The organism is Chelatococcus daeguensis, assembly GCF_001887265.1.
GTDB classification, from domain to species: domain Bacteria; phylum Pseudomonadota; class Alphaproteobacteria; order Rhizobiales; family Beijerinckiaceae; genus Chelatococcus_A; species Chelatococcus_A sambhunathii.
In genome coordinates, this window is sequence record NZ_CP018095.1 from 3,025,943 (window position 1) to 3,043,013 (window position 17,071).

Here is a 17,071-nt window from a genome sequence, read left to right on the forward strand (position 1 = left end):
GCCCGCTCGCCGGGGGAGCGAGCCCGTTCCGGTCCTGCCTCCCCTTCCCACGCGCCGCCTTTCCCCCGTGTTGGTGATTGACCCGCGACCGCTTCCCCCCTAGTCCCTCGCCTTCAAGTCCCGCCCCCTGCCGCACGAGAGTTCCCGTGCCGAACGCCCAGCCCGAACGCCCACTGCCCGCACGCCTCGCCGTCGCGCTCGAGATGCCGGTCCTCGCCATCGGCAACATCGTGTCCTGGTGCGCCATCCTGATGGTGGTCGTCGAATTCGCCGTCGTGCTCATGCGCTACGTCTTCGGCATCGGCTTCATCGCCCTGCAGGAGAGCGTCATCTACCTGCATGCCGCCACCTTCATGCTGGCCTCGGGCGCCGTGCTGGCGCGGGACGGGCACGTGCGCGTGGATGTGGTCTACAGCCGGCTCGGCCCCCGTTCGCGCGCGCTCGTCGACCTCTTCGGGGCGCTTCTTTTCGTCGTGCCGCTGGCGCTGCTGACCTTCGACGTCGCCCTGCCCTATGTCGCGCGCTCCTGGGCGATCCTCGAAGGCTCGCGCGAGACGAGCGGCCTGCCCTTCGTCTACCTGCTCAAGACCCTGATCCCCGCCTTTGCCGTGCTTCTTGCCGTCGAGGGCATCGCCATGGCGCTCAAGGCGCTCGCCGCGCTCGCAGCCGGCAGGGAGCGTTGAGCGTGCTCCACGACATCCTCGGCCTTGCCATGTTCGGCAGCGCCTTCGCGCTGCTCCTCACCGGCTTTCCCGTCGCTTTCGCGCTCGCAGGCTGCGCGCTCGTCTTCTTCGCCATCGGCCTGATGACCGGGGCGATGCCCTATGCCTTCCTGCAGGCATTTCCCCAGCGCATCTACGGCATCATGACCAACGACGTGCTGGTCGCCATCCCGCTCTTCGTGCTGATGGGCGTGGTGCTGGAGCGCTCGCGCGTCGCGGAGGAGCTGATCGACACCTGCGCCCGCCTGTTCGGCGCCGCGCGCGGCGGGCTCGGCCTCTCGATCTTCCTGGTCGGCGCGCTTCTTGCCGCGACGACCGGCGTCGTCGGCGCCACCGTCGTCACCATGGGGCTGATGGCCCTGCCGCCGATGCTGCGCCACGGCTATTCGCGCTCGCTGGCAGCGGGCTCCGTCGCGGCCGCCGGCACGCTCGGCCAGATCATCCCGCCGTCCATCGTGCTCGTCGTGCTCGGCGACCAACTCGGCACGGCCTATCAGAGCGCCCAGCTCGCGCTCGGCAACTTCGCGCCGGAGACCGTGTCGGTCGGCGACCTCTTCGCCGGCGCGGTCGTTCCCGGCCTGCTGCTCGTCCTGCTCTACGTGCTCTATCAGGTGCTCGTCGCCTGGCTGCGGCCCGCGCTTACGCCGGCCCTGCCGGCGGAGGCCCGCGACCTCGGCCCTTCGCCGGTCGCAACCGTCGTGCGCGCTGTCGTGCCGACGGTGGCGCTCATCGTCGCCGTGCTCGGCTCGATCCTCGGCGGCGTGGCGACACCGACGGAGGCGGCGGCCGTCGGCGCGGTCGGCGCCATCCTGATCGCGGCCGACCGACGCGGGCGCAGAAGCGCCTTCATCGCGCGCTCCACCGCCGCCGCGCTGCTCGCTCTGCTCGTCCTCACCGCCTTCGTCGATCTGCGCCTCGGGCGCGAGGTCGTGACGGCGGGCCAGTCCGCCGGCATCCTCTTGGCAGCGGCGCTGTGTGCGCTCGTCGCGGCAGGCCTCCTCCACGCCCTCTGGCGACTGGCCGCAGACGGGCTCTTCAAGACCATCGCCCGCGCCACGACCGACGTGACGGCGATGATCTTCGCCATCCTCATCGGCGCGACGCTGTTCAGCCTCGTCTTCCGCGGCCTCGGCGGCGAGGACCTCGTCAAGGATGCCCTCTCGGCCATGCCGGGCGGCCCGGCGGGAGCGGTGCTCCTCGTCATGGCCGTGATGTTCTTCCTCGGCTTCTTCCTCGACTTTCTCGAGATCGTCTTCGTCGTCGTGCCGATCGTCGCCCCCGCGCTCCTGCAGATGGAGGGCATCGATCCCGTCTGGCTCGGCGTGATGATGGCGGTGAACCTGCAGACCTCGTTCCTCACCCCGCCCTTCGGGCCGACGCTGTTCTACCTGCGCGGCGTCGCCCCGCCAGAGGTGCGTACAGCGGATATCTACAGGGGCGTCGCGCCCTTCGTTGCCATCCAGCTCGCCGTGCTCGCCATCCTGTGGCTGTTCCCCGCCCTTGCCACGGCCCTCCCGCGGGCGCTCTACGGCTAGAGTCCGGACTGATCGGCTTGATTCAACCCGATCGGATCCGGCTCTAAGCGCCGAGGGCAGCGCGGCCGACGATGCGGAAGCGCTCGCCCGGCCCGTCCTGCCGGCAGAGGGCGAGCGCATCGACGAGGACGTCCGCCGGCGGCACGTGCTCCGCATAGGCGAGGGCGAGCGCCGCCTCGGTGCGCGCCACGTCCTCGCGCGGCACGCGCCCGGTCAGCGTCATGTGGAAGCGGAATTCCTCGAGCACATAAGGGTAGCCGTAGGTCTCGAGATGCTGCCGCTGGCGTTCGGAGAGCGTCTCCGGCCGGCGCTTGGCGATCTCGTCGCCGTTCGCTGGTGCGCGGAAAGGCTCGAAGGCGGGGACGAGCGCCCGCTCCAGCTGCGCGAGCTCCGCGGATGGCCGGGCCTCGACGAGCGCGAGGAAGGCGCCTTCCGCCGGCCGCCGGCCGATGGCCGTCAGGATGAGGCGCGGCAGGGTGAAAGCCGACCGCGCCTCGGCGAAGTCGACGAGAGCCGCGATGAGGTCGCTCTCGGCCTGGCCCTCGGCCAGGCGGAACGGCGCCTTCAGCGTGGCGTGGAAGGCATAGCGCCGCGGCTCCTCCGTCAGCCTGTGGAAGGCCTCCGCATCGAGGCCGCGCGGGACGATCTGCGGCACCTCCTCGCCCGTCGCCCCGTCATAGCCGAGGATGCCGGAGCCGAAGCGCCACAGCGGATCGTCGGAATGGGGCGCGAAATAGATGGCGTAACGCGAACCGTTGGATGACATTTCACCACTCGTTTGGAGAATGGTCGCGGTGAGGGAGCGACTCGGCCGCGCCTGCGATCGAACGCAGCCGACAAGCCATAGAGCGGCCGGGGCTTTTTCGCCAGCCGCCCCCGACGAGGCCGAAGGCCAAGGCCTCTTGCCTTTCGCCGCCACCATGCTGTAGTGCCAAGACCGTGACGTCACCATGAAGCCGCCGCGCGGCACGGGGAAGACAGAAGTGGCTGAAGCGCAGAAGGCCCGCACCTCCCGCACCCTCGTCACGCTCATCAGCGTGGCCGTGCTCGTCGGCACCGAGGTGTTCGCCGTCGCCATCGCGGCCGGCTGGGCCATTGCCGGCATCTTCGAGCTCGGCCAGACCGTAGGCTATGTGCTGATGGGGCTCTTCGCCCTCGTCGGCCTTTGGGCGATGGTCGGCTTCATGCGACAGGCCTCCCGGGCCGAAGGCGCCCACGGGGCGGGCGGCCACAAGGCTTGATCAAGGCCCGATCAGGGTCGGTCGCACGCCCGCAGCGTCACCGGATCCGCTGCCTGCGGCACGAGCCGCTCGAGCGGCCTGCATAGCCCTTCCACGCAGAGATACCAGTCCGCCACCGCCTGCGAGCGCCGCATGACGACCGTGTCCTGCGGCGGCAGCGATGGTGTCCAGCGCCAGAAGCCGTCGATCAGCCGGGCATCCGGCCCCGGGTCCATGCCCGCGCCGGAGCCCTTGACGCGCGCCTCGGCAATGGCGAGGCCCTGCTCCGTCAGCCGCCAGTCCTCCTCCCAGACGGTCTTTTCCACCGAATGGGTCCAGCCGAGCGTCAGGGTGGCCGTGCCGAGATGCACGACGAGCCCCGCCGCCGCGAGGCACAGGCCGCTCACGCGGCCGAGGCCGGCCGTGCGCCGCGGCGCGTGCGCCACCAGTGCCAGCCGAGCACCACGGCTGCGAGCGCGAAGCCGATCTCGTCGGTCATCGACAAAGCCGCGAAGAGCGACAGCGCGGCGATGGTCGCGACGACGCGCTCCCATGTCTGCAGCGGCGACCAGAGGTAGCCGATGGAAGCGATGCCCCACAGGCCGATGGCGAGGCCGGTCTTGAAGATCATGTAGCTGACATCCAGCCAGTAGGCGGCGCCCGAGAGGCCAGCGACCGGCTGTAGCATCAGCGCTGGATCGTAGACCGCCATGTAGGGGATGACAAAGCCCGGCAGCGCGATGCGCAGCGCCTGAAAGCCGATGCGGAAGCCGTTCTCCTTCGCTATCGGAGCGGCCGCGAAGGCAGCGAGCGCCACCGGCGGCGTCAGATCCGCCATGATGCCGAAGTAGAACACGAACATGTGGCTGACGATCAGCGGCACGCCGAGGTCGAGCAGCGCCGGGGCCGCCAGCGACGATGTGATGATGTAGTTCGGGATCGTCGGGATGCCCATGCCGAGCAGCAGGCTGACGAACATCGTCAGCACCAGCGACAGCGCGAGCGAGCCCTTGCCGATGGAGACGACCCAGTTGCCGAAGATTGTGCCGATTCCCGTCAGCGTCATCGTGCCGATGACGATGCCAACGACGGCGCAGGCGAGGCCCACGGGCAGCGCCTGGCGCGCCCCCTCGGCGAGCGCGTCGCGGCACGCCGCCAACGTCTCGACGCCGCCGCGCACGAAGAGGCTGGCGATGACGAGCACGGCGACGAGGCCGAGGATGACGAGGACGCCCCAGATCAGGAAAGTCGCGGCGAGAAGACCGAGGCCGACCCAGAACACGACGCGCATCGCCTCGTGCGCCAGCCCAGCCGCGACCGCCGCGCCGAGAATGAGCACCACCGTGAGGGCGAGTCCGACCGAACCGGAGAACAGGGGCGTGTAGCCGGCAAAGAGGAGGTAGACGAGCACCGCCAGCGGCAGCACCAGGTACCACTTCGTCGTGAAGGCCGTGAGAGCATTCGGCAACTCCGACCTCGGCATGCCGGTGAGGCCGCAGCGCCCGGCTTCCAGGTGCACGGCCCAGAAGGCCGAGGCGAAGTAGAGGACCGCAGGCACGATGGCAGCCTGCACCACCTCGGCATAGGGCACGCCGATAGTCTCTGCCATGATGAAGGCGACCGCGCCCATGACTGGCGGCATGATCTGCCCGCCCATGGAAGCCGTCGCCTCGACACCGCCAGCGAAGGCCGCCCGGTAGCCGAAGCGCTTCATGAGCGGGATGGTGAACTGCCCCGTCGAGACGACATTGGCGACGCCAGAGCCGGAGATGGTCCCCATCAGTGCGGAGGAGAAGACGGACACCTTGGCCGGGCCGCCCCGGGCACCGCCGAAGAGCCCCATCGCCACGTCCGTGAAGAGCTGGATCATCCCCGCCCGCTCCAGGAAGGAGCCGAACAGGATGAACAGGAAGATGTAGGTTGCCGACACGGCCGTCGGCACCGCATAGAGCCCCTCGGTGCCGAAGGACATGTGCTCGATCACCTGCTCCAGCGTGTAACCGCGATGGTCGAACGGCGCCGGCAGGTAGTTGCCGAAAAGGCAATAGCCGAGAAAAATCCCCGCCACGATCGGCAGGGCTGGCCCCATCACGCGCCACACGAGAACGAACAGGATGACGATGGCGGCAATGCCGACAACGAAGTCCGACGGGATGAGTTCGCCCGCGCGCACCACGAGGTCGAAGTAGAAGACCCAGTGGTAGAGCCCGACGAGGAAGCCGCCGATGCCGAGCGCCCAGGCGATCGCGCGGCCCCAGGGGGTCTGCGAGCGGTGCATGGCAAGCAGGCCACCGGCGACGAGGCAGAGAAAGCCGACGTGGATCGTGCGCACGATCTGGCTCGGCACGCCGCCGCCGAATCGCGACAGCAGCACCATCGTCAGAGCGAGCGGCACGAAGGCATAGAGCGCCTCGGCGACCGGGCGGCCGCGCGCGGCATCGACCGCGATCTTCACGGCCCACAGGGCGAAGACGGCGCCGGTGACGACGATGAGGTCGACGCCCGGCAGGAAATCGCGGTCGAGCGGGATGCCGAAGGCTGTGACGATCTGGAAGAAAGAAAACGCAACCGCGACCCAGAAGAGGATCCTGGCCGTCGCACCGGCACCGAACCCGTCGGGCATGCCGTGCTCGACATTTACCGTCGCTGCGGCCTCGCGGCCAGCCGTTTCTGCCATTGTCTACTCCCCGAAGCGAAGCGCCCACCCCCGTTCGCGGCGCGTGCCGCGGCCTTGGGAGAGCGCCAGCATCTTTCTTCCCGACATGACCCACGCCTGCCGGTTTGCGTGCGCCGTCTCAACACTACTCATGCTGAATTTGCAAGGCCCCAATGCCGTACGCGAATATCGCCGCCGCGCGGAGGGCAGGGGCACAGTCATGAAAACCGCCATGAAAAAAGCGGGCGCAAGGCCCGCTTTTCTGCCGAGCCGTCCGTCGGACGGCTTATTGAGACACGCCCTTCTCCTTGAAGAAGCGCTCCGCGCCCGGGTGCAGCGGCACCGGCATACCGCCGAGGGCATTCTCGAGCTTGATCGACTTGGCTGCGCTGTGGGCCGCCGCGAGCTGGTCGAGGTTCTCGTAGATTGTCTTCGTCATCGCATAGACGAGATCGTCGGAGACATCGGCGCGGGTGACGAGAAAGTTGACGACCGCCGCGGTCGGCACGTCACCCGTCTGGCCGTTGTAGGTGCCCGCCGGGATCGTGCCGGCGATATAGGGCGCACCGACCTTCTCGACCACGTCGGCCGGAATCTCCACGACCGTGATGTCGACCGAAGCGGCAAGGTCGCGGATGGAGGCGACGCCGAGGCCGGCCGACTGCAGCGTGGCGTCGAGCTGGCGGTTCTTCATCAGCTCGACCGATTCGGCGAAGGGCAGGTACTCCACCTTGCCGAGATCGTTGTAACCGAGCCCGGCCGCCTCCAGGATGGCACGGGCGTTGAGCTCGGTGCCCGACTTCGGCGCGCCGACCGACAGGCGCTTGCCCTTGAGGTCAGCCAGGGTCTTGATGCCCGATTCCTTGGACGCGACGATCTGGATGAAATTGGGATAGATCGCGGTGACGCCGCGCAGCTTGTCGAGCTTGCCCTTGAAGCCGGCTTCCGTGTCGCCTTCCCAGGCCAGCTTGACGCTGTCACCGAGCGCGAAGGCGATTTCGCCCTTGCCCTGCTGCAGCAGGTTGAGGTTCTCGACCGAGGCCTTGGTCGCCTGCACCGACGGCCGGGTGTCCGGGATCTTCTCCGCATAGATCTTCGACAGGGCGACGCCGAGCGGATAGTACACGCCCGAGGTGCCACCGGTGAGCACGTTGATGAACTCGGCCGAGCGGGCCGGCAGGCTCGAAGCCATCAGCACGGCCGTGAGTGCCGCAGCTCCTGCAGTCATCGTCTTCATGAAGCGACGCATCTTCCCTCCTCCCGGAATGCGTTGAGCGGGCTCGACATCGCAGTGCCGCGCCCTATCGGGGCTGAGAGTTATCCATGGCGACGGCTGCAAGCTCAAGTCTTCCGCGCCGCAAGCGCACGGTTTTCGCCATTCCCCCGCCATCTTCCCCGCGATAACCCGATGATGCCGTTGCCGCCTTGCGGGGATGACAAGGTGGAGCGGCGGCACCACATGGCCTGAGAGCCCGACCCACGACGCCACACAACGAGCGCCCGACGCATGATCGACAGACGTATGCTTCTTGCTTCCGCTGCCGCCACTGCCGGCCTTGCGGCAACGGGCTTCGCCCCTGCCGCCCTCGCAGCCCAGGGCCTGAAGTTCGGCAACGAGGCGCCGTTCTCCTTCGAGGGGCTCGTAGCGCGGGCCGAAGCGATGGCCAAGCGCCCCTACAAGGCCCCGCCGGCACCTCCCTCCGAAATTCTCGAGCGCATCGACTACGACGCCCACGGCAAGATCCGCTTCAAGCCGGACTATGCGCTCTTCGCCGATGGGCCCGGCCAGTTCCCCGTCACTTTCTTCCACCTCGGCCGCTACTTCCAGAGCCCGGTGCGCATGCATGTCGTCGCCAACGGCAAGGCGCGAGAGATCGTCTACGACGAGCGCTATTTCGACATGCCGGCGGACAGCCCGGCGCATGAACTGCCGGCCGGCTCGGGATTCGCGGGCTTCCGCTTCCAGGAAAGCCGATTCGGCACCGACCCGAAGCGCAACTGGCGCGGTAACGATTGGGTGGCCTTCCTCGGTGCCTCCTATTTCCGCGCCATCGGCGCCCTCTACCAGTACGGCCTGTCGGCGCGCGGCATCGCGCTCGACGTAGCGGTCGCCGGCAAGCCCGAGGAATTTCCCGCCTTCACGCATGTCTATTTCGACACGCCGGCGGACGGCAGCGACACGGTCACGGTCTGCTGCCTGCTGGACGGGCCGAGCATCTGCGGCGCCTACCGCTTCGTCATGCAGCGCGGTGAGGGCGTGCTGATGGATATCGACAGCACGCTCTTCCTGCGCAGCGATGTCACTCGCTTCGGCTTGGCGCCCCTCACGTCGATGTACTGGTACTCGGAGACGGTGAAGCCGACGGCCGTCGACTGGCGGCCGGAGATCCACGATTCCGACGGTCTTGCCTTGTGGACCGGCGCAGGCGAGCACATCTGGCGGCCCCTCAACAACCCGCCGCGCACCATCGCCTCCGCCTTCCAGGACGAGAACCCGCGCGGCTTCGGCCTCCTGCAGCGCGACCGCGCCTTCGACCACTATCTCGACGGCGTCTTCTACGACCGGCGGCCGAGCCTTTGGGTGGAGCCGAAGGGCGACTGGGGCAAGGGCGCCGTCGAGCTCATCGAGATCCCGACGGACGACGAGATCCACGACAACATCGTGGCCATGTGGGTGCCGCGCGAGCCCGCGAAGGCGGGCACGCGCCACGACATCTCCTACCGCCTGCACTGGCTCGCCGACGAGCCCTTCCCGACGGCCCTCGGCCGCTGCGTCGCCACGCGCCTCGGCAACGGCGGCCAGCCGGGCCAGCCGCGCCCGGCAGGCGTGCGCAAGTTCATGCTCGAGTTCCGCGGCCCGCCGCTCGCGACCATCCCCTTCGGCGAGCAGCCGGAACCCGTGCTCTGGGCCTCGCGCGGCAGCTTCTCCTACATCCTCACCGAGGCCCTGCCCAACGACGTGCCCGGCCACTGGCGCGTGCAATTCGACCTCACCGTCGAGGGCACCGAGCCGGTCGAGATGCGCTGCTTCCTGAAACTCGGCGACCAAGTGCTGACCGAGACGTGGCTCTACCAGTACCACCCGTTTTGAGCAGCAGCGGGGCCCGCCGCCACACAACCTCGGTCCCCGCGCAAGCAGCGAAGCGGAATGCGAAGCGAGCCACGAGGATGTGTCGGGACCGGCAGATCCCGGAACATTCCCCGGCGGCGCCCTGACGCGGCCCTGCGTGCTTGCAATGTTATAGTAGAACATCTAATTCAATGGTCATGACGCATTCGCACGCGCATCGCCACCATCATCACCATACCGAAGCGGTGCAGCCGACCCTGTCACTGCTGCGCATGTCGGCGCTGACGCGCCTTGCCGGCGCGGGTGCGGTGCTCGTGCTGCTATGGATCGCCGTCCTGTCCGTGCTGGATTGAGCCCATGACCGATGCCACGCGCGCGAGCGACGCCATCCGCTTCGAGAACCTGACGCTCGGCTACGACCGGCACCCGGCCGTGCACCATCTCGACGGCGCCTTGGCGAGCGGCAGCCTGACGGCTGTCGTCGGGCCGAACGGCGCCGGCAAGTCCACCCTGCTCAAGGGCATCGTGGGGGCGCTGCCGCCGTTGTCCGGCCATATCCGCCTGTCGCTCGGCAGGCCGCGCGGGGCGAAGGCGCGCATCGCCTATCTGCCGCAGGCGGCCGACATCGACCGCAGCTTCCCCATCACCGTCTACGACCTCGTCTGCGTCGGGCTGTGGAGCCGCGCCGGCCTTTTCGGCAGCATCGGCCGCAAGGACCGGGTGCAGATCGAGGAGGCGCTCGCCGCCGTCGGCCTCACCGGCTTCGAGAAGCGCACCATCGGCACGCTCTCGGGCGGGCAGATGCAGCGGGCGCTCTTTGCCCGCCTCCTGCTGCAGGATGCCGACATCATACTGCTCGACGAGCCCTTCACCGCCATCGACGCCCGCACCACGGCGGACCTTCTCGCCCTCGTGCGCCGCTGGCACGACGAGGGGCGCACGGTCGTCGCCGTGCTGCATGACATGGAGATGGTCCGTCAGGCTTTCCCGCGCACCCTCCTGCTGGCCCGCGAGCCGGTGGCCTGGGGCGAGACGGACGAAGTGCTGACGGCCGAGAACCTGCTGCGGGCCCGCCGCCTCGTCGAGGCCTTCGACACGCATGCGCCGGTCTGCGCACGCGACGCGGCCTGAGCGGCGATGCTCTACGACCTTCTCATCGAGCCCTTCGTCGCGTTCGATTTCATGCGCCGCGCCCTCGTCGGCGCCACCGCCCTTGCCTTGTCGGGCGGCCCGGTCGGCGTCTTCCTGATGCTCCGGCGCATGAGCCTGACGGGCGACGCGATGGCTCACGCCATCCTGCCCGGCGCCGCCGTCGGCTTCCTCCTCTACGGCCTGTCGCTGCCGGCGATGACCATCGGCGGGCTCGCCGCCGGCTTCGCGGTGGCACTCGCCGCCGGCCTCGTCGCACGCACGACGGCGCTGAAGGAGGACGCGGCCCTCGCCGCCTTCTATCTCATCTCGCTCGCGCTCGGCGTGACGCTCGTCTCGCTGCGCGGCTCCAACGTCGACCTGCTGCACGTCCTCTTCGGCACGGTGCTCGCCCTCGACGACGCGACGCTCCTGCTCGTCGCCGGCATCGCCACCGTCACCCTCGGCGCCCTCGCGCTCCTCTACCGGCCGCTGGTGCTGGAATGCGTCGATCCGGGCTTCCTGCGCTCGGTGAGCCGCGCGGGAGCCGCCGCGCATCTCGCATTCCTCGCCCTCGTCGTCATCAATCTCGTCGGCGGCTTTCACGCCCTCGGCACCCTGCTCGCCGTCGGCATGATGATGCTGCCGGCCGCGAGCGCCCGCTTCTGGAGCGGTGACATCACGGTGATGATCGGCGTCTCCACCCTCGTCGGCATGCTGTCCGGCGCGGCCGGGCTCATCCTGTCCTACCACACCGGCCTGCCGGCGGGCCCGTCCATCATCCTTGTCGCCGGCGGCGCCTATATTGCCTCGCTCCTCGTCGGCCCAGTCGACGGCCTCCTGTGGCGCCTCGTGCCAGGACGACATCTCGAAGCCTGAAATCACCGCCGCCCCGCGGCGGACGCTGGAGGATAGACCATGCGCACCAGACGCAACGTTATATCAGCACTTTTCGCCGTCATGGCGCTGCCACTCGCTCCTGCTGCCTTGGCGCAACCGGCCGAGGCGCCCTCGAAGACGAGGGTCGTCGCCACCTTCTCCATCCTGGGCGATCTCGTCCGCGAGGTCGGCGGCGAGCGCATCGACCTGACCGTGCTTGTCGGGCCTAACGGCGACGCGCATGTCTATTCGCCCTCGCCCGCTGATGCCCGCAACCTCGCCGAGGCCAGAGTGATCTTCGTCAATGGCCTCAAGTTCGAAGGCTGGATCGACCGCCTGGTACAGGCCTCCGGCACCAGGGCCACCATCGTCGAGGCCGCGGCCCGAGTGACGCCGCTGGAAATGGAGAACGACGGCCACGGGCATGAACACGCCCACAGCCGTGCCGACGATCATGACGAGAAGCACGCCCACGAGCACGGCGGGCTGGACCCGCACGCCTGGCAGGATGTGGCCAATGCGAAGCTATATGTCGCGGCGATCCGCGACGCACTCGTCGCCGCCGATCCGGCGGGCAAGGATGCTTATGCCGCCAACGCCGAGGCCTATCTCGCCAGACTCGATGCGCTCGAGGCCGAGGTCAAGGCGGCGGTCGAGGCCATCCCGCGCGACCGCCGTAAGGTCATCACCTCGCACGACGCGTTCGGCTATTTCGCGCGGGCCTACGGCCTCACCTTCATCGCCCCCCAGGGCGTCTCGACCGATGCGGAAGCCTCGGCCCGCGACGTCGGCCGCATCATCCGCCAGATCAAACGCGACAAGATCCCCGCCGTCTTCCTCGAGAACGTCACCGACCCGCGCCTCGTCGAGCGCATCGCCAAGGAAACCGGCGCCAAGATCGGCGGCCGCCTCTACTCGGATGCCCTGTCGGATGAAAACGGCGCGGCGGGGACTTACATCGCCATGATGCAGCACAATATAAAGGCGCTGAACGCCGCCCTCGCCCGGTGACGGTCGACGGCGGCCCGGCGGCGGTGCTAGGAGGGGGTGAAAAGCCCCGCATCCGGGGCGCCGCCTTTCGCGAGGTCTGATCACGCCCGCGCGGCAGGATCCGTCAGGATCGGGCCGCGCCCGGCGTCCCTTGGAGCCCATCTATGGCCGACAAGATTCCCGTCACCGTCCTCACCGGCTATCTCGGCGCCGGCAAGACGACGCTGCTCAACCGCATCCTCACGGAACCGCACGGCCAGCGCTTCGCCGTCATCGTCAATGAATTCGGCGAAGTCGGCATCGACAACGACCTCGTCGTCGGCGCGGACGAGGAAGTGTTCGAGATGAACAACGGCTGCATCTGCTGCACCGTGCGCGGCGACCTCATCCGCATCCTCGACGGGCTGATGAAGCGCAAGGGCAAGTTCGACGCCATCATCGTCGAGACGACCGGCCTCGCCGATCCGGCGCCCGTGGCCCAGACCTTCTTCATGGACCAGGACGTCTCCGACAAGACGAAGCTCGACGCCGTCGTCACCGTCGCCGACGCCAAGTGGCTGACCGACCGGCTGAAGGATGCGCCGGAAGCGAAGAACCAGATCGCCTTCGCCGACGTCATCATCCTCAACAAGATCGATCTCGTGTCGCCCGAGGAACTGGCCGAGGTGGAAGGCCGCATCCGCGCCATCAACCCCTACGCGATGCTGCACAAGGCAGAGCGCGCCGCCGTCGACATCTCGCAGGTGCTCGGCCGCAACGCCTTCGACCTGGAGCGCGTGCTCGAGCTCGAGCCCGCCTTCCTCGAGGACGACGGCCACCACCACGATCATGACCACGACCATGCCTGCGGTCCGGACTGCGACCATGATCATCACCACCATCACGGCGGGCTGAAGCACTATCACGACGAGGACATGCAGTCGGTGGCGCTGACCATCGACGGCGAGGTCGATCCCGACAAGTTCCTGCCGTGGGTCAACGACCTCGTGCAGCGCGAAGGCCCGAACATCCTGCGTTCCAAGGGCATCCTCGCCTTCCGCGACGAGCCGCGCCGCTTCGTCTTCCAGGGCGTGCACATGATCCTCGACGGGGACCTGCAGCGCGAGTGGAAGCCCGGCGAGGAGCGCCGGTCGAAGATCGTCTTCATCGGCCGCAACCTCGACAAGGAGGCGATCCGCGAGGGCTTCCTGGCCTGTACGGCGTGACGCGGCGGGCCATTGCTCGCTCCCCCGGCTTGCCGAACGACTCCTCTTGTCCCCTCCCCCCTTGTGGAGGAGGGTAGGGAGGGGGGTGGAGCAGCACGCAGGCGGTCGTGCTCTTGCGTCGCGACCCCCACCCCTACCCCCTCCCCGCAAGGGGGAGGGGAGTCTCCGACCGACGCTCGATCATAAACATCCCATGGCCGCTCCGACGATCTCCTCCCTCACCGACCATGTCGCCGATCTCGCTGCCGGCGCGCATGTCACCGCCCTCGCCTGGCTCGGCGGCACCACCGCATTCGCACTGGCCGACGGCGCGGCGCTGCTCGTTGCCGGCGACGACCAGAAACGCGTCGCGGCCCATCCGGACGGGGCCGCGCTCGTCGCGACGAGCGACGGCCGGCGGCTCGTGACCGGCGGGGACGACGGCCGCATCGTCGCCGTCGCCGGCGACGGTACGGTGGAGGAGATCGGCGACGAGAAGGGCCGCTGGATCGACGCCATCGTCGCCGGTCGCGACGGCACCCTCGCCTGGAGCGCCGGCAAGCGCGTCACGGCGCGTGACGGCCGGGGCCGCCTGCGCCATTTCGAGGCACCCTCGACAGCCCAGGGCCTTGCGTTCTCGCCGAAGGGCTACCGCCTCGCCATCGCTCACTACAACGGCGTCAGCCTCTGGTTCCCGAACACTGACGCGGAGCCCGAAAAGCTCGAATGGAAGGGCTCGCACCTCGGCGTCACCTGGTCGCCGGACGCGCGCTTCGTCGTCACCTCCATGCAGGAGAACGCCCTGCACGGCTGGCGCCTCTCCGACCGGCGCGACATGCGCATGACCGGCTATCCGGCCAAGACGCGCTCCTTCTCCTGGTCGCACGACGGCAACTGGCTCGCCACCTCCGGCGCCGATGCCGTCATCGTCTGGCCCTTCGATAAGGACGGCCCGATGGGCCGCGCGCCGCGGGAATGCGGCGTGCGCCACGCCAAGGTTTCGCGCGTCGCCTTCCATCCCGGTGCGCTCGTCGTCGCCGCCGGATACGAGGATGGCTGCATCCTCCTCATCCGCCTCACCGACGCGACGGAGCTGCTGGTGCGCCGCGCGAGCGTGGAAGCGCAGGAGGATGCGGCGGTGACAGCCCTCGCCTGGGACGCCAAGGGTAAGCGCCTCGCCTTCGGCACGGCCGCGGGGGCGGCCGGCATCCTCACTTTGCCCTGAGGAGGGGCCATGGCGCTGCGCCTCGGCCTCTTCGGCAGGAAGGACGGCGACGACGGGGCCAGGGTCGCACTCGCCGCCCTGAAGGAGCGGGCCCGCATCGTGCTCTGCCTCTCCGACGAGGCGACCGTCGCCGTGAACGAGATCGTCTGCGCCGATCCCGCCTGCCCGGGCCTCGAGACTGTCGTCCTCATCATGGAGCCCGGCCGCAGGACCCGGGCGCTCAAGATCGCCAAGGCCGCCGGCGCGGTGACGGACGACGACCTGCACACGGCGGCCGCCGGCGCGCGGCTCTGAGACGATCGGTCATCTGCCTTGTTGTGCCTTGCCATTCCCGCCCTGCCGGGCAAAGCTGCCGCGCCGGCCGTCTTGACCGGCGGGGTTGGGGAGCGGTCTGGCGATGGTCGTCGGCGGTTTGCGAGTGTGGTGGCTGAAGCCGTTGGCCGGCATTCTCCTCTGCACGAGCCTCGCCGCCTGCGCCGGCCCACCCAAGGGTGTACTGGTGCCGGTTGCCACCGGGGCGCCCGGTGCCGCCACGGTCGACATGATCGTGGCAACGACCCGCAGTGCCGGGGCGACCCCTGCCGAGATGTTCACGGGCGAGCGGGGCCGTGACCCAGCCTTCGCCCGGATTACCGTCTCGATCCCGCCCGATAGCGCCCGCACCGTCGGCGAGGTGCAGTGGCCAAGCCGCGTGCCCGGCAACCCGGCAACCGACTTCGTCACGCTCCGGGCCGACAGACTTGACCGCCAGGGCGCGCTCGACTGGTTCCACAAGGCGGTGGCGCGCACGCCCAAACGCCGCGTGCTCGTGTTCATCCACGGCTTCAACAACCGCTTCGAGGATGCGGTCTTCCGCTTCGCCCAGATCGTCCACGATTCGGGCTCGCCCGTTGTGCCGGTGCTGTTCACCTGGCCGTCGCGCGCCAGCATCCTCGCCTACGGCTACGACCGCGAGAGCAGCACCTATTCCCGCGACGCGCTGGAAACCCTGCTGACCGCGCTTGCCCGGGATCCGGCGGTCGGTGAGATCTCGGTGCTCGCCCATTCCATGGGCAACTGGGTGACGCTGGAGGCGCTGCGTCAGATGGCCATCCGCAACGGCCGCGTGGCTTCGAAGATCCGCAACGTCATGCTGGCGGCACCGGACGTCGACGTCGACGTCTTCCGTACCCAGCTCGCCGCCATCACGAGACCGCGCCCCAATGTCACCCTTTTCGTCTCGCAGGACGACAGGGCCCTCGCTGTCTCGCGCCGGGTCTGGGGCAGTTCGGCCCGGCTCGGCGCCATCAATCCCGAGGCGGAGCCCTACCACACCGACCTGCCGCGCGACGGCATTACCGTCATCGATCTCACCAAGCTGCAGACAGGCGACCGGCTCAACCACGGCAAGTTCGCCCAGAGCCCGGAGGTCGTGCAGATCATCGGCCAGCGCCTCGTCGCCGGCCAGACGATGACGGACCAGCGCGTCGGCCTCGGCGACCGCATCATTCAGCTGACCGCGGGTGCAGCGAGTTCGGTCGGCACCGCCGCCGGCCTCGTCATCAGCGCGCCGGTCTCGGTCCTCGACGAGACCTCGCGCGGTAACTACGGCGCGCATGTCGAGCGTCTCGGCGGCTCGCTCGCCGACACGGCCGAGGCGACCGGCACCCTCCTCGTGCCGCAGATGTCCGCCCGCCGGCAGGGCACCGCGGCCGAACGGCCGTCGCCCTGACCGTCGCCATCGTTCTCGCGGGCCCTTGCCCTGCCGTAGGCGCGGTGGTAGCCCGAAGTGAAAGAAGGACGCTGCGACATGACGATCCGCCTGCACATCGGCGACCTGCCGGCCGACGCCGACTTCGGCGATGCCGTGGCCGTCGACACCGAAACCCTCGGCCTCGTGCCCCAGCGCGATCGGCTGTGCCTGGTGCAGCTGTCACGCGGCGACGGCACGGCGGACCTCGTCCAGATCCGCCCCGAAGGGCCGCGGCCCGACAATCTCGCGCGCCTCCTCGCGGACGAGAAGGTCTTGAAGATCTTCCACTACGCTCGTTTCGACCTCGCCGTCATCGAGCATTATCTCGGCGTCATGCCGGGTCCGGTGTTCTGCACCAAGATCGCCTCGCGCCTCACCCGCACCTACACCGACCGCCATGGCCTCAAGGACGTGCTGCGGGAACTCCTCGGCATCGAGATTTCCAAACAGCAGCAGTCGTCCGACTGGGGCGCCCCGACTTTGAGCGAGGCCCAGCTCGCCTATGCGGCCTCGGACGTCCTGCATCTCCACGCATTGAGGGACAAGCTCGAGGCGCTCCTTGCCCGCGAGGGCCGCTCGGAGCTCGCCCGCCAGTGTTTCAACTTCCTGCCAACGCGGGCGCGGCTCGATCTTGCGGGCTGGCCCGAGGTCGACATTTTCGCGCATTCGTGAGCCGGTTGGCTCGAGGCTTTGACCTTGCGCGCCGGCATCACTACATGAGGCTTGCCTT

General features: G+C 68.9%; 17 protein-coding genes. 13 read left to right on the forward strand and 4 right to left on the reverse strand.

Going from position 1 to position 17,071, the window contains the following annotated elements; all coding sequences use genetic code 11:
• Positions 1-146 precede the first annotated feature (146 nt).
• Together BOQ54_RS14355 and BOQ54_RS14360 are read left to right on the forward strand one after the other, a co-directional pair.
• Positions 147-683, forward strand: a complete 537-nt coding sequence (locus BOQ54_RS14355; RefSeq protein WP_082464668.1) for a TRAP transporter small permease subunit — start codon at positions 147-149, stop codon at positions 681-683.
• A gap of 29 nt (positions 684-712) precedes the next feature.
• Positions 713-2,257 carry a TRAP transporter large permease gene (locus tag BOQ54_RS14360; RefSeq protein WP_071924520.1) on the forward strand — a complete coding sequence of 515 codons (1,545 nt, stop codon included), beginning with the start codon at positions 713-715 and terminating at the stop codon, positions 2,255-2,257.
• 43 nt (positions 2,258-2,300) lie between these two features.
• Here the strand turns inward: BOQ54_RS14360 and BOQ54_RS14365 are convergent, their stop codons facing one another.
• Entirely contained in the window at positions 2,301-3,023 is a 723-nt protein-coding gene (locus tag BOQ54_RS14365; protein ID WP_055457723.1) for a DUF1045 domain-containing protein, read from the reverse strand.
• Between the two features lie 217 nt (positions 3,024-3,240).
• Here BOQ54_RS14365 and BOQ54_RS14370 point away from each other — a divergent pair, with 217 nt between their 5' ends.
• Entirely contained in the window at positions 3,241-3,498 is a 258-nt protein-coding gene (locus BOQ54_RS14370; RefSeq protein ID WP_186437990.1) for a hypothetical protein, read from the forward strand.
• An 11-nt stretch (positions 3,499-3,509) separates the two neighbouring features.
• Here BOQ54_RS14370 and BOQ54_RS14375 read toward each other — a convergent pair whose 3' ends face one another.
• The 3 genes from BOQ54_RS14375 to BOQ54_RS14385 form a co-directional block, all read right to left on the reverse strand.
• A complete protein-coding gene (locus BOQ54_RS14375) occupies positions 3,510-3,923 on the reverse strand; it encodes a DUF1850 domain-containing protein (protein WP_071924141.1) in 414 nt (137 codons plus the stop codon).
• Entirely contained in the window at positions 3,881-5,854 is a 1,974-nt protein-coding gene (locus BOQ54_RS14380; protein WP_245280455.1) for a TRAP transporter permease, read from the reverse strand. Before BOQ54_RS14380 ends, BOQ54_RS14375 begins: the two co-directional genes overlap by 43 nt.
• 565 nt (positions 5,855-6,419) lie before the next feature.
• Positions 6,420-7,382 (reverse strand): TAXI family TRAP transporter solute-binding subunit, encoded by a 963-nt coding sequence (locus BOQ54_RS14385; RefSeq protein WP_425349083.1) that lies wholly within the window; start codon positions 7,380-7,382, stop codon positions 6,420-6,422.
• Between the two features lie 258 nt (positions 7,383-7,640).
• Between BOQ54_RS14385 and BOQ54_RS14390 the strand changes: the two genes are divergently transcribed.
• From BOQ54_RS14390 to BOQ54_RS14430, 10 genes are all read left to right on the forward strand, one after another.
• Positions 7,641-9,224, forward strand: coding sequence for a glucan biosynthesis protein (locus BOQ54_RS14390; RefSeq protein ID WP_055457726.1), 1,584 nt, complete (start codon positions 7,641-7,643; stop codon positions 9,222-9,224).
• 176 nt (positions 9,225-9,400) lie between these two features.
• A complete protein-coding gene (locus BOQ54_RS20070; RefSeq protein ID WP_157672312.1) occupies positions 9,401-9,556 on the forward strand; it encodes a hypothetical protein in 156 nt (51 codons plus the stop codon).
• Positions 9,557-9,560: 4 nt separating this feature from the next.
• The gene (aztA, locus tag BOQ54_RS14395; protein ID WP_071924143.1) at positions 9,561-10,334 is read left to right on the forward strand and encodes a zinc ABC transporter ATP-binding protein AztA; all 774 of its coding nucleotides are present in this window, start codon (positions 9,561-9,563) and stop codon (positions 10,332-10,334) included.
• A gap of 6 nt (positions 10,335-10,340) precedes the next feature.
• On the forward strand, positions 10,341-11,210 hold the full coding sequence (locus BOQ54_RS14400; protein ID WP_063185553.1) for a metal ABC transporter permease: 870 nt from the start codon (positions 10,341-10,343) through the stop codon (positions 11,208-11,210).
• A 39-nt stretch (positions 11,211-11,249) separates the two neighbouring features.
• Entirely contained in the window at positions 11,250-12,221 is a 972-nt protein-coding gene (locus tag BOQ54_RS14405; RefSeq protein ID WP_071924144.1) for a metal ABC transporter substrate-binding protein, read from the forward strand.
• Positions 12,222-12,364: 143 nt separating this feature from the next.
• The gene (locus tag BOQ54_RS14410; RefSeq protein WP_063185557.1) at positions 12,365-13,405 is read left to right on the forward strand and encodes a CobW family GTP-binding protein; all 1,041 of its coding nucleotides are present in this window, start codon (positions 12,365-12,367) and stop codon (positions 13,403-13,405) included.
• 193 nt (positions 13,406-13,598) lie between these two features.
• On the forward strand, positions 13,599-14,609 hold the full coding sequence (locus BOQ54_RS14415; protein ID WP_055457731.1) for a WD40 repeat domain-containing protein: 1,011 nt from the start codon (positions 13,599-13,601) through the stop codon (positions 14,607-14,609).
• 9 nt (positions 14,610-14,618) lie between these two features.
• Complete coding sequence (locus BOQ54_RS14420) at positions 14,619-14,903, forward strand: hypothetical protein (protein ID WP_071924145.1); 285 nt, start codon at positions 14,619-14,621, stop codon at positions 14,901-14,903.
• A gap of 103 nt (positions 14,904-15,006) precedes the next feature.
• On the forward strand, positions 15,007-16,320 hold the full coding sequence (locus BOQ54_RS14425) for an alpha/beta hydrolase (protein ID WP_055457733.1): 1,314 nt from the start codon (positions 15,007-15,009) through the stop codon (positions 16,318-16,320).
• A 78-nt stretch (positions 16,321-16,398) separates the two neighbouring features.
• Positions 16,399-17,013 carry a ribonuclease D gene (locus tag BOQ54_RS14430; protein ID WP_055457734.1) on the forward strand — a complete coding sequence of 205 codons (615 nt, stop codon included), beginning with the start codon at positions 16,399-16,401 and terminating at the stop codon, positions 17,011-17,013.
• Positions 17,014-17,071: the final 58 nt, after the last annotated feature.

Excerpts from the sequence above, each read along its gene's own strand:
- BOQ54_RS14360 (WP_071924520.1), top strand. The coding sequence starts at position 713 with ATGTTCGGCAGCGCCTTCGCGCTGCTCCTCACCGGCTTTCCCGTCGCT.
- BOQ54_RS14365 (WP_055457723.1), bottom strand. The coding sequence starts at position 3,023 with ATGTCATCCAACGGTTCGCGTTACGCCATCTATTTCGCGCCCCATTCC.
- BOQ54_RS14380 (WP_245280455.1), bottom strand. The coding sequence starts at position 5,854 with ATGGTGCTGCTGTCGCGATTCGGCGGCGGCGTGCCGAGCCAGATCGTG.
- BOQ54_RS14385 (WP_425349083.1), bottom strand. The coding sequence starts at position 7,382 with ATGCGTCGCTTCATGAAGACGATGACTGCAGGAGCTGCGGCACTCACG.
- BOQ54_RS14390 (WP_055457726.1), top strand. The coding sequence starts at position 7,641 with ATGATCGACAGACGTATGCTTCTTGCTTCCGCTGCCGCCACTGCCGGC.
- BOQ54_RS20070 (WP_157672312.1), top strand. The coding sequence starts at position 9,401 with ATGACGCATTCGCACGCGCATCGCCACCATCATCACCATACCGAAGCG.
- aztA (WP_071924143.1), top strand. The coding sequence starts at position 9,561 with ATGACCGATGCCACGCGCGCGAGCGACGCCATCCGCTTCGAGAACCTG.
- BOQ54_RS14400 (WP_063185553.1), top strand. The coding sequence starts at position 10,341 with ATGCTCTACGACCTTCTCATCGAGCCCTTCGTCGCGTTCGATTTCATG.
- BOQ54_RS14405 (WP_071924144.1), top strand. The coding sequence starts at position 11,250 with ATGCGCACCAGACGCAACGTTATATCAGCACTTTTCGCCGTCATGGCG.
- BOQ54_RS14410 (WP_063185557.1), top strand. The coding sequence starts at position 12,365 with ATGGCCGACAAGATTCCCGTCACCGTCCTCACCGGCTATCTCGGCGCC.
- BOQ54_RS14415 (WP_055457731.1), top strand. The coding sequence starts at position 13,599 with ATGGCCGCTCCGACGATCTCCTCCCTCACCGACCATGTCGCCGATCTC.
- BOQ54_RS14420 (WP_071924145.1), top strand. The coding sequence starts at position 14,619 with ATGGCGCTGCGCCTCGGCCTCTTCGGCAGGAAGGACGGCGACGACGGG.
- BOQ54_RS14425 (WP_055457733.1), top strand. The coding sequence starts at position 15,007 with ATGGTCGTCGGCGGTTTGCGAGTGTGGTGGCTGAAGCCGTTGGCCGGC.
- BOQ54_RS14430 (WP_055457734.1), top strand. The coding sequence starts at position 16,399 with ATGACGATCCGCCTGCACATCGGCGACCTGCCGGCCGACGCCGACTTC.